A 15,779-nucleotide genomic window follows, 5' to 3' on the forward strand; every position below is an offset into this window, starting at 1 on the left:
GGTGTTACACCTTTCCTTTGACACCGTTGGCGCCGTCAATCATCGGCAGATCCAGTTTCGCCTCGTGGGCGCAGTTGATGGCAATCTCGTAGCCGGCGTCGGCGTGACGCATCACCCCGGTGGCCGGGTCGTTGCGCAGCACCCGACCGACCCGCTTGGCGGCGTCATCGGAGCCATCACAGACGATCACCACGCCGGAGTGCTGGGAGAAGCCCATGCCGACCCCGCCACCGTGGTGCAGGGAGACCCAGGTCGCGCCGCCGGCGGTGTTGAGCAGGGCATTGAGCAGCGGCCAGTCGGAGACGGCATCGGAGCCATCCATCATCGATTCGGTCTCGCGGTTCGGGCTCGCCACCGAGCCGGAATCCAGGTGATCGCGGCCGATGACGATGGGGGCTTTCAGCTCGCCATTCTTGACCATCTCGTTGAAGGCCAGGCCGAGGCGTACCCGATCCTTGACCCCGACCCAGCAGATCCGCGCCGGCAGGCCCTGGAAGGCAATGCGCTCGCGAGCCATGTCGAGCCAGTTGTGCAGGTGAGGATCATCGGGGATCAGCTCCTTCACCTTCTGGTCGGTCTTGTAGATATCTTCCGGATCGCCGGAGAGCGCCACCCAACGGAACGGGCCAATGCCCTCGCAGAATAGCGGGCGGATATAGGCCGGGACGAAGCCGGGGAAGTCGAAGGCGTTTTTCACCCCCTCTTCCAGCGCCATCTGGCGGATGTTGTTGCCGTAATCCAGGGTGGCAGCACCGCGGCTTTGCAGGGTCAGCATGGCTTCCACCTGACGGGCCATGGAGTGGCGGGCGGCGACGTTCACCTCCTGGGGAGCGGATTTTTGCAGCGCGCGCCACTGGGCCACACTCCAGCCCTGGGGCAGGTAGCCGTGCACCGGGTCGTGGGCGGAGGTCTGGTCGGTCACCACGTCCGGCGTGATGCCACGGGCCACCAACTCGGCGAACACATCGGCGGCATTGCCGAGCAGACCGACGGAGACGGCGGTACCGCTCTGCCTGGCCTCTTCGATCATGGCCAGCGCCTCATCCAGGCTGTGGGCTTTCTTGTCGACGTAGCGAGTACGCAGACGAAAATCGATGCGGGTCTCGTCGCACTCCACCGCGATCATCGAGAAGCCGGCCATGGTGGCGGCCAGCGGCTGGGCGCCACCCATGCCGCCGAGCCCGCCGGTCAGGATCCAGCGCCCCTTGGGCTCGCCGTTGAAGTGCTGGTTGGCCACCGCGAAGAAGGTTTCGTAAGTGCCCTGCACGATCCCCTGAGTACCTATGTAGATCCAGGAGCCGGCGGTCATCTGGCCGTACATCATCAGGCCCTTCTTATCGAGCTCGTTGAAGTGCTCCCAGTTGGCCCAGTGCGGCACCAGGTTGGAGTTGGCGATCAGCACCCGCGGCGCGTCCTTATGGGTCTGGAACACCCCGACCGGCTTGCCGGATTGCACCAGCAGAGTCTGATCCTCCTCCAGCCGGGTCAGCACCTCGACGATCTTGTCGAAGCAGGCCCAGTTGCGGGCGGCGCGGCCGATGCCGCCATACACCACCAGCGACTGGGGATGCTCGGCCACCTCGGGATCCAGGTTGTTCATCAGCATCCGCAGCGGCGCTTCGGTGAGCCAGCTCTTGGCGGTCAGCGTGGTGCCGCGCGGGGCGCGGATCACGCGATTGGGATCGTGGCGGGGATCCTGGTGTTGCTGGGACATATACACTCCTTGTTTATCGATGCAGCAGGGTGGCGGCCGGCCGGTGGCAGGCCGCTACTTGGTTAACTGGTGGACCAGCCGCGCAGCCACGCGGGCACTGCGGTTGTCCTGATCCAGACTCGGGTTGTATTCGGCCAGATCGGCGAGCCGCAGCTTGCCGCTGGCCCGGATATGGGCGATAAGCGGTTCGATGACTGCCAGCTCCACACCGCGGGCGGCAGGGGCACTCACTCCCGGCATCACGGCCGCCGGCAGCACGTCCAGATCGATGGTCAGATAGAGGTAGTCACAGCGGGCGATGAAGGCATCCAGCCCGCAGAGCAAGACCGGCAGCTCGGCCGGCGTCATCGCCTCGTCCAGCACGTGCCACACCTCCAGCGCCTCGGCGCGCGCGAACAGCGCCCGGGTATTGGCGGTCTCGGCCACCCCGAGACAGGCGTAGGTAAAAGGCGAGCCCTGGGCGGCGCACTGCTCGGCAATCTGGAAGAAGGGAGTCCCGGAGCTCGCCTGCTCCAGCTTCATGCGCAGGTCAAAGTGGGCATCGAAGTTGATGATGCCGATCCGGCCACGACCAGCCAGATGACGATTGAGGCCGCTCCAGCTGCCGAAGGCCACCTCGTGGCCGCCCCCCAGCACCAGCGGGAAGTGCCCCTCGTCCAGCAGGCTAGCTACCCGTTCGGCCAGTCGGCCGTGGGCGGCATCGAGATCGCCATCCTCGCAGTGCACGTCACCACCGTCGTAGACGGGCCGACCCAGATGCCAGGCGCTGTTGGCCAGCAGCTTGCGCACCGCCAGCGGCGCACCGGCGGCCCCTACCCGCCCCTTGTTGCGGCGCACCCCCTCGTCACAAGCAAAACCCAGCAGCACCACGCCGGGCTCGCTGTCGGCTTGCCAGGGTTGCACCTTGTCGTGCCAGCGCAGGGCCAGCTCGCCATCTTCCGGATCCTGGCGCCCCTGCCAGACCGACATGTCGACCGGGTTGAACTTATCCATGGAGCGTCTCCTCACCGTTGACCACCCGGCTCACCAGCTGATCGACGCCGATGAGGTAGCTGAGCTCGGCCGGATGGCCGCAGTTCCAGACCAGAAAGTCCGCCAGCATGCCGACCCTGAGCTGTCCCAGCTGCTCCTGCTCGCCGAGGGCGCGGGCGGCGTGGCGGGTCACCCCGGCCATGGCCTCCACCGGGGTGAGGCCGAACAGGGTGCAAGCCATGTTCATGGCCATCCGCAGCGAGACGATGGGGGCCGTGCCAGGGTTGATGTCGGATGAGACCGCCATCGGCACCCCCGCCTTGCGCAGCGCGACGACCGGCGGCAGCTTGGTCTCCTTGAGGAAGTAGAAGGCGGTAGGCAGCAGGGTGGCCACCACGCCGCGATGGGCCAGCGCCTGGATCCCTTCCGGATCCAGGTACTCCAGGTGATCCACCGAGAGGGCGCCGAAGTTGGCGGCGAGCGTGCTGCCGCCCAGGTTGGAGAGCTGATCCATGTGCCCCTTCACCGCCAGACCGTATTGATCCGCCGCCAGATAGACCTGCTCGGTCTGGGCCAGCGAGAAGCCGATGTGTTCACAGAAGACGTCCACCGCATCGGCTAGGCCCGCCTCGGCGGCGGCCGGGATGATCTCCTGGCAGATGGTCTCGACCCAGGAGTCAGGATCGTCGCGATACTCCGGCGGCACCGCATGAGCCGCCAGCAGGGTGGTCTTGACCCGGATCGGCAGCGCCTCCCCCAGTCGACGGGCGACCCGCAGCATCTTGAGCTCATCCGTCAGGGTGAGACCGTAGCCGGACTTGATCTCCACCGTGGTGACCCCTTCCCGGATCAGAGATTTCACCCTCGGCAGCGCCAGCTCAAACAGCTGATCCTCACTGGCGGCGCGGGTGGCGCGCACCGTGCTGATGATGCCGCCGCCTTTGCGGGCGATCTCCGCATAAGGCACGCCCTTCTGGCGCAGTTCGAACTCTTCGGCGCGGCTGCCGGCGAAGATGAGGTGGGTGTGGCAATCGATGAGGCCGGGGGTGACCAGCTTGCCCTTCATGTCCTGCCAATGGGCGGGATAGGGGCCTTTGAGATCCTGCATCGGCACCAGGGCGTGGATCTGCCCCTCGTGAACGCCGAGGGCATGGGGCTCCAGCAGACCGTAGTCGGCCAGATCGGAGCGCAGGGTGGCGGGTGTCACGTTGAGCCAGACCCGCTCGCAGTTCAACAGTTCCTTGTTCATACCGACCTCTAAATGTATATACATTAACTTATATCCGATCTCTGACGGGAAAGAAAGGATCAAGTTCACATCTTGATAACAGCGTGTTCATTAGAGCTTAAACACAAAAAAGCCCGCCAGAGGCGGGCTTTGTCAAAAAGAATATGTATATACAATTAACTAAGGCTGGTCTTGGAGCTCAACTTGTAGCGGGAGCCCGGCGAGAGCAAACGGGCATAGGAGACCAGATAACCGTCGGACCAGGTACGCCGGTGCAACAGCAGGCAGGGGGTGTCGACCCGCACCTGCAACAAGCCGGCCTCGCCGGCGCTCGGCAGCACCGCCTCCACCACGTGCTCCATCTCGGAGAGGGGGCAGACCTCCATCAGATAACGGTTGGGGGTCTGGCTGGCAAAGTCCTGCTCACCGTACTGTGGCAGCAGCTCGGCATCGACGAAGCGCTCCTCCAGCTGCAGCGGCTCGCCATCGGCCTGATGGACGATGAGACTGTGGAAGATGGGGGCGCCAACCCGCAGGCCCAGCTGCACCGCCACCTTCTCGTCGGCGGCCTGGCGCTGCAGCCGGATCACCCGGCCGCTGTACTCGCTGCCCCGCTCGGCGATCTCGTCGGCGATGTTGCGAATGGCCAGCAGCGGCGACTCGGTGCGCCTGTCCGCCACGAAGCTGCCGGAGCCGGCGGTGCGCACCAGCCACCCCTCGGCCACCAGTTCGCGCAGCGCCTTGTTGACCGTCATCCGGCTCACGGTGAACTGCTCGCACAGGGCAGCCTCGGTCGGGATCCGGTCGCCCGCCTGATAGTGACGTTCACGGATCCCGTCCAGGATGTGCTGCTTGATCTGCAGATAGAGGGCCGGTGCCAACGGGATGCTCCTCAGCGACGGCGGTGGGGCGGACGCATGTCCGGCCAGGCGCGATAGACGTCCGGGATCTGCTCGGGCCCGCTGATGCAGAGATCGAGATCGTGCAGCAGACCGTCCTTGATGCCGTAGATCCAGCCGTGTACCGCCAGCTCCTGCCCCTTGCGCCAGGCGTTCTGGATGATGGTGGTGTGACAGACGTTGGCCACCTGCTCGGCCACGTTCAGCTCGCACAGGTAGTCGAAGCGCTCGTGCTCATCCTCGATGGCATCCAGCTGCTCGCGATACTTGAAGTAGACATCCTTGATGTTGCGCAGCCAGTTGTCGATGAGCCCCAGCTCCTGGTTCTGCATCGCCGCCTTGACGCCGCCACAGCCGTAGTGGCCGCAGACGATGATGTGCTTCACCTTGAGCACCTCGACCGCGTATTGCAGCACCGAGAGGCAGTTGAAGTCGGTGTGTACCACCAGGTTGGCGACGTTGCGGTGGACGAACACGTCCCCCGGCAGCAGCCCCATCAGCTGGTTGGCGGGTACCCGGCTGTCGGAGCAGCCGATCCAGAGGTATTCGGGGGCCTGCTGGGCGGAGAGGGTAGCAAAGAATTCGGGATCCTCGGCCTTGATCCGTTCCGCCCACTCGCGGTTGTTGGTAAACAAGTCGTTCAAGAGTTTCACTATCTGCTCTCCCTACTGTGGCAGTGGCGGCAACATACCATACACAAGGGTAACCAAGGCAAGGCCGACCAGATCCCCGCCAAACAAAAACAGGGCCATCAGGCCCTGTTTTTATGAGAGGAAGCATCAGGCTTCCATGGCATCTTTCAGCTTTTTGAGAGCATTTTTCTCAAGTTGGCGTACCCGCTCGGCGCACAGACTTATGCTTCCATCGCATCTTTCAGCTTCTTGAGCGCATTTTTCTCAAGTTGACGCACCCGCTCGGCGGAGACGCCGTAGGTATCGGCCAGCTCCTGCAGGGTGGTCTTGCTGTCATCGTCGAGCCAGCGGGCACGGATGATGTGCTGGCTGCGTTCGTCCAGGGTCGCCAGGGCCGAGCTCAGGCGACGGGTCGCGTGATCGTCCCAGTTGTCGTTCTCGATGGTAGCGGCCAGATCGGAGGATTTGTCCTCCAGATAGTGAACCGGCGCAAAACCGCCCTCTTCTTCATCATCGCCGACCAGATCGAACGCCTGATCGTAGTTGCTCATGCGCGCTTCCATCTCGGTGACGTCGGCGGCGGAGACGCCGAGGTCGGCAGCCACTGCCTGCACCTCTTCGTGGTTCAACCAGCCCAGACGTTTCTTGGATTTACGCAGATTGAAGAACAGCTTGCGCTGGGCCTTGGTGGTCGCCACCTTGACCATGCGCCAGTTGCGCAGAACGTATTCGTGAATTTCGGCCTTGATCCAGTGCACGGCAAAGGAGACCAGGCGCACGCCGACACTCGGGTCGAAGCGCTTGACCGCCTTCATCAGGCCGATGTTGCCTTCCTGCACCAGGTCGGCCTGGGGCAGACCGTAGCCGGCATAACTCTTGGCGACATGAACGACAAAGCGCAGGTGCGACATAACGAGCTGACGGGCAGCCTCGAGATCGCCACCCTGCTGCAAACGCTCAGCCAGTTCACGCTCTTCCTCTGCGCTCAGCACCGGAATCGAGTTTACTGCCTGGATATAGCCTTCCAGACTACCTTGCGGAATCAGAGCCATAGTGCGCTGCAATGAAGTTCCCATGTTCTACCTCTTACTTTTCAATCGAATCAGTCTAACACCCTGAGAGGGCCTGTCTACTGACCGGACGCCATTCTGCGGCCTGCATCAAACATGCTGAACATGTTTGAACCGGGGTTATCTTAGGCCGGCAGGATGAATCATGAATGAACAGTCAAAAAAAGGGGGTCACAATAAAGGACCCCCGAAAAGTAGCATGCTAAGTCCATTGTTGCGGAGCTCGCAACCTTCACATGCTTGCCAAGTCAGACGAGCAAGGCATAGGGGCCACACCCGTATAAATTCTTCAGCATTTGTAGACTGCTTATAAATCAGAAGGTTCACAGGATCCAGAGAAGATCCCGAAGATCGGCAATGTTCAGATTACTCCCAGAACGGCAGCCGTGCCAGAAACGGCCACTCTTTTACTTGATCCAGGTCGCAAAATCCAGCGCTTTAAAACGCTGATAAATTAATCAGGACGGTTCGATGTCGCGAATGTGACGATGGACCGAAAACCAGGAGGCAATCAGCCCCAGCAAGGCGCCCAGCAGGATCAGGTTGATCCCGTCCACCGCCCCCATCCCCACCAACCGGAAGTTGCTGTTGTAGAGGCCGGCCAGCTCCTTCACCACCCCTTCGCTCCAGATCACCATCACTTCGGTCAACCACCAGGCCAGCATGCCGCCGATGACCCCGAACCAGATGCCGGTATAAAGGAAGGGACGATGAATGAAGGCATCGGTCGCCCCCACCAGCTTGAGCACCTCGATCTCGGAGCGCTGGTTGAGAATATTCAGCCTGAGCGTGTTGCCGACGATCAGCAATACCGCGGAGAGCAGCAGCACCGCGATGCCGGTGATGGTGTGGCGCAGCAGGTTCATGATCCCCTGCAGCCGGGTCAACCACTGCAGATCCAGCTTGCCCTGTTCCACCCCGTCTTCGTTGTTGAGCTTGTTGAGCAGCTCGGCCGCCCCTTCCGGGTTCTGCCAGCGCGGATCCGGGATCACGCTCAGTACCGGTGGCAGCGGGTTGCTGTCGAGGTAGTCGAGCGCATCGCCAAACCCGGAGATCTCGCGAAACTCCTTGAGCGCCTCATCCCGGCTCATGTAGGTGACCGACTCCACCTCCGGGTAGAGCAGGATCCGCTGTTTCATGTCGAGGATGTTCTGCTCGGGCAGATCCTTGCGCAGATAGAGGGAGATCTGGGAGCTGGTCTGCCAGCTGCCCTCTACCACCTCGGCGTTTTTCAGCAGCACGTGGAAGCAGGAGGGCAGCGCCAGGCTGACCCCCAGCACCGCCAGCGTCATCAGCGAGGCGAGCGGGTTGCGCCACAGCTCCCCCAGACTGGAAAAAGCCTGCCGGGCGTGGTCGACCCAGTACATCATGAAGCGCCGTAGCGGTGGCTGTTTATGACGAACGATAGCCATCAGAGCTCCTCCCCTGCCGAATACATGCGACCCGCCTTGAGGGTCAGGGTGCGATAGCGCATGCGGGCGATCAGCCCCAGATCGTGGGTGGCAATCAGCACGGAGACGCCGAAGCGGTTGAACTCCTCGAACAGTCGCATGATGTCCATGGAGAGCTGGGGATCCAGGTTGCCGGTCGGCTCATCCGCCAGCAGCAGTGGCGGCTTGTTGACGATGGCGCGGGCGATGCCGACCCGCTGCTGTTCCCCGCCGGAGAGCATGCGCGGCTGGTAGCGTTCCTTGCCGAGCAGCCCGACCTTGTCGAGTGCCGCCGCCACCCGTTTGTTGATGTCTGCATGGCTGTAGCCGTCGATCACCAGCGGCAGCGCCACGTTGTCGAACACGGTGCGGTCCATCAGCAGCCGGTGATCCTGGAAGATCATGCCGATCTGGCGGCGCACGTAGGGGATCTCCCCCCGCTTGATATGGCTGACGTCGTCGCCATGAAAGAAAACACGGCCATCGGTGGGCCGTTCCATCACACTGATGAGCTTGAGGAGGGTACTCTTGCCTGCACCCGAGTGCCCGGTCAGGAAGGCCATCTCCCCCTTGCGCAGGTGAAAACTGACCTTCTGCAGCGCCTGATGGCCGCCGCTGTAGACCTTGCTGACCTTGTCAAAACGGATCATAACGGTTCCCTGACAGTGACCAACCCCGACCAGGGTCGGGGCTGGGGGCGCACGACTCGCGGCGCCCGAGCTTGCTCATCGCGAAGGAGATCACTCCTCGCGACTGAAAAGCGCCTCGATGAAGTCGTTGGCGACGAACGGACGCAGATCGTCGATCCCCTCGCCCACCCCGATATAGCGGATCGGGATCTGGAACTTGTCGGCCACCGCGAAGATGACACCGCCCTTGGCGGTGCCGTCCAGCTTGGTGAGGGTGATGCCGGTCAGGCCCACCGCCTCGCTGAACAGCTTGGCCTGGCTCAGGGCGTTCTGGCCAGTGCCTGCATCCAGAGTCAGCATGATCTCGTGTGGCGCCGCATCGTCCAGCTTCTTCATCACCCGCACCACCTTCTTGAGCTCTTCCATCAGGTTGCTCTTGTTCTGCAGGCGGCCGGCGGTGTCGGCGATCAATACGTCGGCGCCGCGGGAGCGGGCAGCCTCGATGGCGTCATAGATGACGGAGGCGGAGTCGGCGCCGGTGTGCTGGGCAATCACCGGAATGTTGTTGCGCTGACCCCACACCTGCAGCTGCTCGACGGCGGCGGCACGGAAGGTATCGCCGGCGGCCAGCATCACGCTCTTGCCCTCGGCCTGGAACTGCTTGGCCAGCTTGCCGATGGTGGTGGTCTTGCCGACGCCGTTCACGCCCACCATCAGGATCACATAAGGCTTCTTGCTGGTGTCGATCATCAGCGGTTGCTCGACCTTGGCCAGCATTTCGCCCATGTCCTGCTTGAGCAGGCCGTAGAGCGCCTCGGCATCCTTGAGCTGTTTGCGATCCGCGTGCTGCACCAACCCTTCGATAATGCGGCTGGTGGTATCGACACCGAGATCGGCGGTCAGCAGCTGGGTCTCCAGCTCCTCGAACAGCTCGTCGTCGATTTTCTTGCCACGGAACAGGCCGAAGAAACCGGAACCGATATTCTCTCTGGTGCGCACCAGACTGCGCTTGAGGCGGGCGAAGAAGCCCTCCCGCTGCGGCTTCTCCTGGGTGTCGTCATCCACCTTGGCGGCCAGCGGCAGGGCGGCCAGGGCAGCGGCCTCAGCCTCCATCTCGGCGACCAGGCGCAGATCTTCCGCTCGCTGAGCCTCTTTGGCGAGACGGGCTTCCTCGGCAGCCTGCGCTTCGGCGGCAATACGCGCCTCTTCCGCAGCGCGGGCCTCGGCAGCAATACGAGCCTCTTCTGCGGCGCGAGCTTCGGCAGCAAGACGCGCCTCTTCTGCAGCGCGGGCTTCGGCAGCAATGCGAGCCTCTTCCACGGCGCGGGCCTCGGCAGCAATGCGAGCCTCTTCCACGGCGCGGGCTTCGGCAGCAATGCGGGCTTCTTCTTCGGCACGGGCTTCGGCAGCAATACGTGCCTCTTCTGCGGCGCGGGCCTCGGCGGCAATGCGAGTCTCTTCTGCAGAGCGAGCCTCGGGGGCAATACGAACTTCTTGCGCAGCCTTGAGCTCGGCAGCAACACGGGCAGTCTCTTGAGCCTGCGCTTCGGCAGCGGCACGCTCCTCTTCGGCCAGCAGGGCTTCATTGACGATCACCGGCTCCAGATCGGAAGCACACTCCTCCACCACCAGAGGACCATGGTCGTCCAGCTCGGCAGGTGGGCAGCAATCGTCGTGCAAAACGGAATTCTGTGCGCTGGCAGGCACTTCAGCCGCCACGGCTGGCGTAGGATCGGAAACGGGAGCAGGGGCAGCAGCGACCTCGGGCTCAGCGGTAATCGGGGTGGCTTGCGGTGTCTGTGGTTGGACAGCCTCAGCCTCTTCTTTCTTGCGGCCGAAACCCAGCCAGGAAAACAAACCTTTTGCCATCTAAAAATACTCACATCAAAGGCTGACTGCTAAGATAGCCGTCCCTCGGCGGGTCGGCATAAAAATGAACCGCCTTATACTACCACTTTATTTTCTGACGACGAAACGCGATGCCCAGAGTGAAATCCAGCCGTAACGGCCCGAGCAAGAGCCCTGCCCCGCAGGGGAAATCGGGCTTTGTAAGAATCATCAGCGGCCAGTGGCGAGGCCGCAAACTGCCGGTCAGGGATGTGGAAGGACTCAGACCCACCACGGATCGCGTCAAGGAGACCATCTTCAACTGGCTGGCTCCGCATGTCCGTGGCACCCGCTGCCTAGATCTGTTTGCCGGCAGCGGCGGCCTGGGGCTGGAGGCGCTGTCGCGCTATGCCGAGCAGGTCACCCTGATCGAGATGGACAAGGGTGCCGCCGACCAGATCAAGAAGAACCTGACCACCCTCGGCAGCAGCCAGGGTCAGGTGATCCAGTCCGATGCCGTCAGCTGGCTGCAGGGGCCTGCCACGCCGTTCGATCTGGTGTTTCTCGATCCCCCCTTTCGCCGCGAGCTGCTGCCGCAGGTGTGCGAGCTGCTGGAGCAACGCGGCTGGCTGGCCCCAGATGCCCTCATCTATCTGGAGCGGGAGAAGGAGATGGCCGATCTGCCGCTGCCGGCCAGCTGGCAACTACTCAAGGACAAACAGGCAGGCCAGGTCTGCTATCAGCTCTATCTACGAGACACCAAGCATGACGCTGCGGTTTAAAGGGGGGAGATGGGCGCGGTGCCCCTCCCCGTCAATTTGGACAACGGCTCAAGGACAAGCAGGCCGATCAAATCAGGTCTGCTATCAGCTCTATCTGCGAGACACCAAGCATGACGCTGCAGTTTAAAGGGAGGAGATGGGCGCGGTGCCCCTCCCCGTCAATTTGGACAACGGCTCAAGGACAAGCAGGTCGATCAAATCCAAGTCTGCTATCAACTCTATCTGCGGGAGGTAAACGATGAAGCGGGTGTTTAATCTGTTGGCGATGGGCCTCATCCTGTTCTTCTGGTTCGGCGTGCTGGTCAGCCTGATCGCCCCGCTGCCGGGCAAGCTCAACGGCTTTCTGCCGGTGTGCGGCGTGATCGTGGCCCTGATGCACTGGGTGCAGGCCAGCATGGTCAAGGCGGCCTGCAAGCCCTACTTCGCGGTGAGCCGACTCGAGTTCACCCAGGTGCTGGTGTTCGGGGTGTTCGGCATGGTGGAGATCCGCGCCAGGCTGCAGGCCATCGTCGATGCCAAACAGCGCGGCACAGACAACAAAGCCGGGTGATCCCGGCTCTGTCATGGTGGTTCAGGAAGGAGTGCTGGTCACTCCTTCTCTTTTTTCCCCACGCTGATGCCGAGCTTGATGGAGAGCACCGCCAGCAGCAGCAACATCATGATCAGCGAGAAGAAGTTGCTGCCAAGCTCGGGGTACTGCACCTTGACCAGCGCCGAGTGGCCGAACACGCCGATGAAGAAGCAGAGCAGTATGCAAACGGGTGTGTTGCCCTCCAGCGAGACATGACGGTAGTGCTGGTAGAGCTGATAGGCAGCCAGCACCAGGGCGATCATCGGGAAGAAGGAGAAGGGCACCACCGACTCCGACAAGACCGTCAGAGAGGCATCACCACAGATGCCGATGAGCAGGGCCAGCAGCAGGGGTTTCTTCGGGATCGGGTTCTGATCATGCATGGAGCTGTCCATCCTTTGACTTAAGAGAGAGGTTCACGGCGCTTCTGGTTCTGGACCTCGGCGCCCATGGCGATCATGCGCAGCTGACGGATGGTGCGATCGGACAGGGCACGGCACTCCTCGCTGGTCATGTCGAGGGCATCGGCACCGGCGCTGAAGACGATGGTCACCATGGCTTCGGCCTGGATGTAGGCCTCTTCCCGCGGCGCCCCCGTGGTGGCCTCGAGGTAATCGGTCAGCTCGGCGATGAAGTGCTGGATCTCCCGCGCTACCGCCTGCCGGAATGCCGCCGAAGTGCCGGAGCGCTCGCGCAGCAGCAGCCGGAAGATGTTCGGGTTGTTCTCGACGAACTCCATAAAGGTCTGCACCGAGGTACTGATGACGCTGCCACCCCCGGCGATGCGCTGGCGCGCCTGGCGCATCAGCTGACGCAGGGTCAGGCCGCCTTCATCCACCAGGGTCAGCCCTAGCTCCTCCATGTCGCGAAAGTGACGATAGAAGGAGGTGGGCGCTATGCCGGCCTCCCGCGCCACTTCCCGCAGGCTGAGGTTGGAAAAACTGCGGTTGGCGCACAGTTGGCTGAACGCCGCCTCGATCAGAGTACGCCGGGTTTTTTCTTTTTGTTGCGCGCGAATACCCACGAAAACAGTCACCTTCAGGTTATCGAGGCCAAATGATAACCCGAAGGCTGCGCCAGGATCAGGTTTGTCTCCTACTTTTTTACCATTGACCCGAATTCTGGCTGCATGGAGAATGGCGCACAGCTGTTCGCTGAAAGGAACCGAGTGAGATGGAACGCCCCCCGATCATCATGACCAACACCCTGCTGTTTGCCCTCTCCGGGCTGACCGCACTGATCGCCGTGCCCTGGTACGGCATGACCCATGGCTATGACCTCTGGCAGTGGGGCAGCTTCCTGCTGCTGTTCTGCTATTGCGGCATCTCCATCACCGCCGGCTACCACCGGCTCTGGTCCCACAAGGCCTACAAGGCACACCCGATCCTGCAGTGGATCTTCGCCATCGGCGGCGCCCTCGCCCTGCAAAACTCGGCCCTGCACTGGTCTTCCGACCATCGCCGCCACCATCGCCACGTGGATGACAACCAGCAGGATCCCTACAGTGCGGGACGCGGTTTCTGGTACTCCCACATCGGCTGGATGCTGCGCGAATACCAGGGCGACACCTATCACGACTACAGCAACGTGCGGGATCTGCAGAACAACCCCATCGTCGTTTTCCAGCACAAGCACTATCTGGCGCTGACCCTGGCCACCAACATCGGCATCCCGCTGCTGCTGGGACTCATCCACGGCGATCTGCTCGGTATGTTGCTGCTGGCCGGGGTGCTGCGCATGGTGATGACTCATCACACCACCTTCTTCATCAACTCGCTGGCCCACATCTGGGGCAGCCAACCCTTCACCGACCGCAACAGCGCACGGGACAACGGCATCCTGGCCTTCTTCACCTTCGGCGAGGGTTACCACAACTTTCATCACCTGTTCGAGAACGACTATCGCAACGGCATCCACTGGTGGCAGTTCGATCCCACCAAGTGGCTGATCCGCAGCGCCTCCTGGTGCGGGCTGACCCGGGATCTGCGCGCCTGTCCGGAAGAGCGGATCGAACAGGCCAGGCTGGAGATGCAGCTGAAACGGGCCCAGGCCAAGCTGCGCAAGCAGGATGACAGGGAGCTGTGGCAGGCCCTGCTGCAGGAGGAGTACGACAAGCTGAACCAGCAGTTGCAGCACTACTACGCCAGCCGCAAACGCCTGCTGGAGCAGCGCAAGCGCAAGGCGCTGGCCCGCTACGACCAACTGAAGCTGCAGCTGGAGTATCGCAACCTGCACGATGCCTTCATCGCCGCCAAACGCAACTGGAGCCGACTGCTGGCAGGCATCGCCTGACCCTGGAACGTCGGGCTTAACAAAGAAAAAGACCGCCAATCGGCGGTCTTTTTCTGGGCACGACTCAGCCAGCGAGCCATAAAAAATGGGGTGACACTCGCATGTCACCCCCTCGCAAATAGCATGTTCCATATTGGAATCCGGTCCTGCCGGGCTCTGCTCCTGTTTCCTGAGTTTCCGCTACCCATCTGAAGCAGGTGCCTGCTGGAGCAATCCAGTCGGCCAGTTCCCTTCACGACCCTCTTCCGCACGGCGGCAAGCCACCGTGTTGTCCTTGCAGTTGAAATATTACGCAGATAAATAAAATAAAAAACCGTTTTATGCGCCCATGTATGCAAGCTGCAACCCTTCATGGAACTTCAGCCAGAAAACAATTCGATTAAAAACAATACGATAAACCAGTTCATCGCCATAGGATGGCAAACGTTATCCTCGAAGGCGTACAAGGCTTTGCGAGATCTCGCACACGCTCGGTCCGCTCACAACCAGCGCTGCAGCGGCAACCAGTCACTGACCCTGGCCAGCAGGCGGCGCAGAGTGGAGGGCGGGGCCGCCACCGAGTGGGAAGAGCGTTGCTGCCAGGTCGCCAGCCACTGCTGCAACTCGGCGCACAGCGCGGGACAAGCCAGATGCAGCACCAGCTCGGTGTTGAGCAGCAGAGAGCGCGGATCCAGATTGAAGCTGCCGAGCAGCGCCTCCTCCTCCCCCACCAGGATCAGCTTGGCGTGCAGACTGAGCGACTCCCCCTCCAGCTCCGACAGTGCGATGCCCTGCCGTATCAGCCAGGGGCGGTGACGGCGGTAGGCGCCGTATACCAGCGGCACATCCGTGCTGGCCAGGGAGTTGGTCAGGATGTCAATGTTCACCCCCACCTGTCGCTGCTGTCTGAGCCGGCGGCGCAGCCCCCGGGTCAGGATGAGATAAGGGGTGACCAGACTCAGGGTGCCTTGGTTGTCGGCCAGCTTGCGCCAGAGCAAGCGTGCGGTGGTGGGTCGAGACACCAGCCCCTTGCCGGGTCGATCAAACCACACTTCTGCCTGTCCGCCATGCCAGCGCAGGGGGACGGGTTCGGGATCGAACAGGCTGGCGGGCAGGTCGTAGACGGCCGCCACCTGCGGTTCGTTCATGGTCAGCAGAAAGTCGTTCACCACCTTCACCTCGGCCCGTTGCAGCGGGCGCCGCAACAGGCGGCGGATCGGGTGGCTCCAGCGGCTGCGCCAGAATTGATCGAACCCCTGCTCGGCCTGCTGGCAAAGCGGGCCGCGACAGGCAAGATCCAGATCGACGAACTGGGGCGCCCCACTGAGCCCGAAGTAACGGTCCCCGATGTTGCGACCGCCGATCACCGCCTGACTGCCGTCCACCAGCAACAGCTTGTTGTGCATGCGGTGATTGATGCGGCGAAAGCTGAGCAGCCCTTCCAGCAGCAGGGTCAGCGGCCGCCAGCCGCGCAACCAGAAGGGATTGAACAGGCGCACCTCGATGCCCGGCTGATGGGCCACCATCTCCAGGAAACGGTTGTCGCCGGCATAGAGGTCATCGATGAGCAACTGTACCCGCACTCCGCGCCGGGCGGCATGCAGCAGCTCCGCCAGCAACAGCTTGCCGCTGCTGTCCTCCTCCCAGCTGTAGTACTGGGCCTGGATCCGGCTTCTGGCGCCGCGGATCAGCTGGCAGCGCAGTTTGAGTGCCAGCTCGGGCTGGTCTATCAGGGCGAATTCAGCGGGGATCAT

General features: G+C 62.4%; 15 protein-coding genes. 3 read left to right on the forward strand and 12 right to left on the reverse strand.

Going from position 1 to position 15,779, the window contains the following annotated elements; genetic code table 11:
• Window positions 1-4 precede the first annotated feature (4 nt).
• From hutU to ftsY, 9 genes are all read right to left on the reverse strand, one after another.
• Window positions 5-1,714, reverse strand: a complete 1,710-nt coding sequence (gene hutU / locus ACB032_RS18220) for a urocanate hydratase (RefSeq protein WP_371138491.1) — start codon at window positions 1,712-1,714, stop codon at window positions 5-7.
• 54 nt (window positions 1,715-1,768) lie between these two features.
• Window positions 1,769-2,707 carry a formimidoylglutamase gene (gene hutG, locus ACB032_RS18225; RefSeq protein ID WP_371138492.1) on the reverse strand — a complete coding sequence of 313 codons (939 nt, stop codon included), beginning with the start codon at window positions 2,705-2,707 and terminating at the stop codon, window positions 1,769-1,771.
• Window positions 2,700-3,935 carry an imidazolonepropionase gene (gene hutI / locus ACB032_RS18230; RefSeq protein WP_371138493.1) on the reverse strand — a complete coding sequence of 412 codons (1,236 nt, stop codon included), beginning with the start codon at window positions 3,933-3,935 and terminating at the stop codon, window positions 2,700-2,702. The genes hutG and hutI overlap by 8 nt, the downstream gene beginning before the upstream one ends.
• A gap of 155 nt (window positions 3,936-4,090) precedes the next feature.
• The gene (hutC, locus tag ACB032_RS18235) at window positions 4,091-4,795 is read right to left on the reverse strand and encodes a histidine utilization repressor (RefSeq protein ID WP_371138494.1); all 705 of its coding nucleotides are present in this window, start codon (window positions 4,793-4,795) and stop codon (window positions 4,091-4,093) included.
• An 11-nt stretch (window positions 4,796-4,806) separates the two neighbouring features.
• Complete coding sequence (gene can / locus ACB032_RS18240; protein WP_005308055.1) at window positions 4,807-5,466, reverse strand: carbonate dehydratase; 660 nt, start codon at window positions 5,464-5,466, stop codon at window positions 4,807-4,809.
• A 200-nt stretch (window positions 5,467-5,666) separates the two neighbouring features.
• On the reverse strand, window positions 5,667-6,521 hold the full coding sequence (rpoH, locus tag ACB032_RS18245; protein ID WP_016349143.1) for an RNA polymerase sigma factor RpoH: 855 nt from the start codon (window positions 6,519-6,521) through the stop codon (window positions 5,667-5,669).
• Between the two features lie 452 nt (window positions 6,522-6,973).
• Entirely contained in the window at window positions 6,974-7,927 is a 954-nt protein-coding gene (ftsX, locus tag ACB032_RS18250) for a permease-like cell division protein FtsX (RefSeq protein WP_011704350.1), read from the reverse strand.
• Window positions 7,927-8,595: a cell division ATP-binding protein FtsE gene (gene ftsE / locus ACB032_RS18255; protein WP_011704349.1), complete on the reverse strand. Its 669-nt coding sequence runs from the start codon at window positions 8,593-8,595 to the stop codon at window positions 7,927-7,929. The genes ftsX and ftsE overlap by 1 nt, the downstream gene beginning before the upstream one ends.
• 90 nt (window positions 8,596-8,685) lie before the next feature.
• A complete protein-coding gene (ftsY, locus tag ACB032_RS18260) occupies window positions 8,686-10,443 on the reverse strand; it encodes a signal recognition particle-docking protein FtsY (RefSeq protein WP_371138495.1) in 1,758 nt (585 codons plus the stop codon).
• 110 nt (window positions 10,444-10,553) lie between these two features.
• On the opposite strand from ftsY, the gene rsmD reads away from it, so the two are divergent.
• Entirely contained in the window at window positions 10,554-11,183 is a 630-nt protein-coding gene (gene rsmD, locus ACB032_RS18265) for a 16S rRNA (guanine(966)-N(2))-methyltransferase RsmD (RefSeq protein WP_011704347.1), read from the forward strand.
• Between the two features lie 238 nt (window positions 11,184-11,421).
• Complete coding sequence (locus ACB032_RS18270) at window positions 11,422-11,733, forward strand: DUF1145 domain-containing protein (RefSeq protein WP_016349137.1); 312 nt, start codon at window positions 11,422-11,424, stop codon at window positions 11,731-11,733.
• 38 nt (window positions 11,734-11,771) lie between these two features.
• Here the strand turns inward: ACB032_RS18270 and ACB032_RS18275 are convergent, their stop codons facing one another.
• Window positions 11,772-12,137 carry a YijD family membrane protein gene (locus tag ACB032_RS18275; protein WP_371138496.1) on the reverse strand — a complete coding sequence of 122 codons (366 nt, stop codon included), beginning with the start codon at window positions 12,135-12,137 and terminating at the stop codon, window positions 11,772-11,774.
• Between the two features lie 20 nt (window positions 12,138-12,157).
• Window positions 12,158-12,778 carry an HTH-type transcriptional repressor FabR gene (gene fabR, locus ACB032_RS18280; protein WP_005308043.1) on the reverse strand — a complete coding sequence of 207 codons (621 nt, stop codon included), beginning with the start codon at window positions 12,776-12,778 and terminating at the stop codon, window positions 12,158-12,160.
• A gap of 149 nt (window positions 12,779-12,927) precedes the next feature.
• Here fabR and ACB032_RS18285 point away from each other — a divergent pair, with 149 nt between their 5' ends.
• Window positions 12,928-14,046 carry a fatty acid desaturase gene (locus tag ACB032_RS18285; RefSeq protein ID WP_039212848.1) on the forward strand — a complete coding sequence of 373 codons (1,119 nt, stop codon included), beginning with the start codon at window positions 12,928-12,930 and terminating at the stop codon, window positions 14,044-14,046.
• A gap of 479 nt (window positions 14,047-14,525) precedes the next feature.
• Here ACB032_RS18285 and ACB032_RS18290 read toward each other — a convergent pair whose 3' ends face one another.
• The gene (locus ACB032_RS18290) at window positions 14,526-15,779 is read right to left on the reverse strand and encodes a phospholipase D family protein (RefSeq protein ID WP_371138497.1); all 1,254 of its coding nucleotides are present in this window, start codon (window positions 15,777-15,779) and stop codon (window positions 14,526-14,528) included.

The organism is Aeromonas sp. S5(2024) (genome assembly GCF_041403025.1).
In the GTDB taxonomy this organism is placed as follows: domain Bacteria; phylum Pseudomonadota; class Gammaproteobacteria; order Enterobacterales; family Aeromonadaceae; genus Aeromonas; species Aeromonas hydrophila.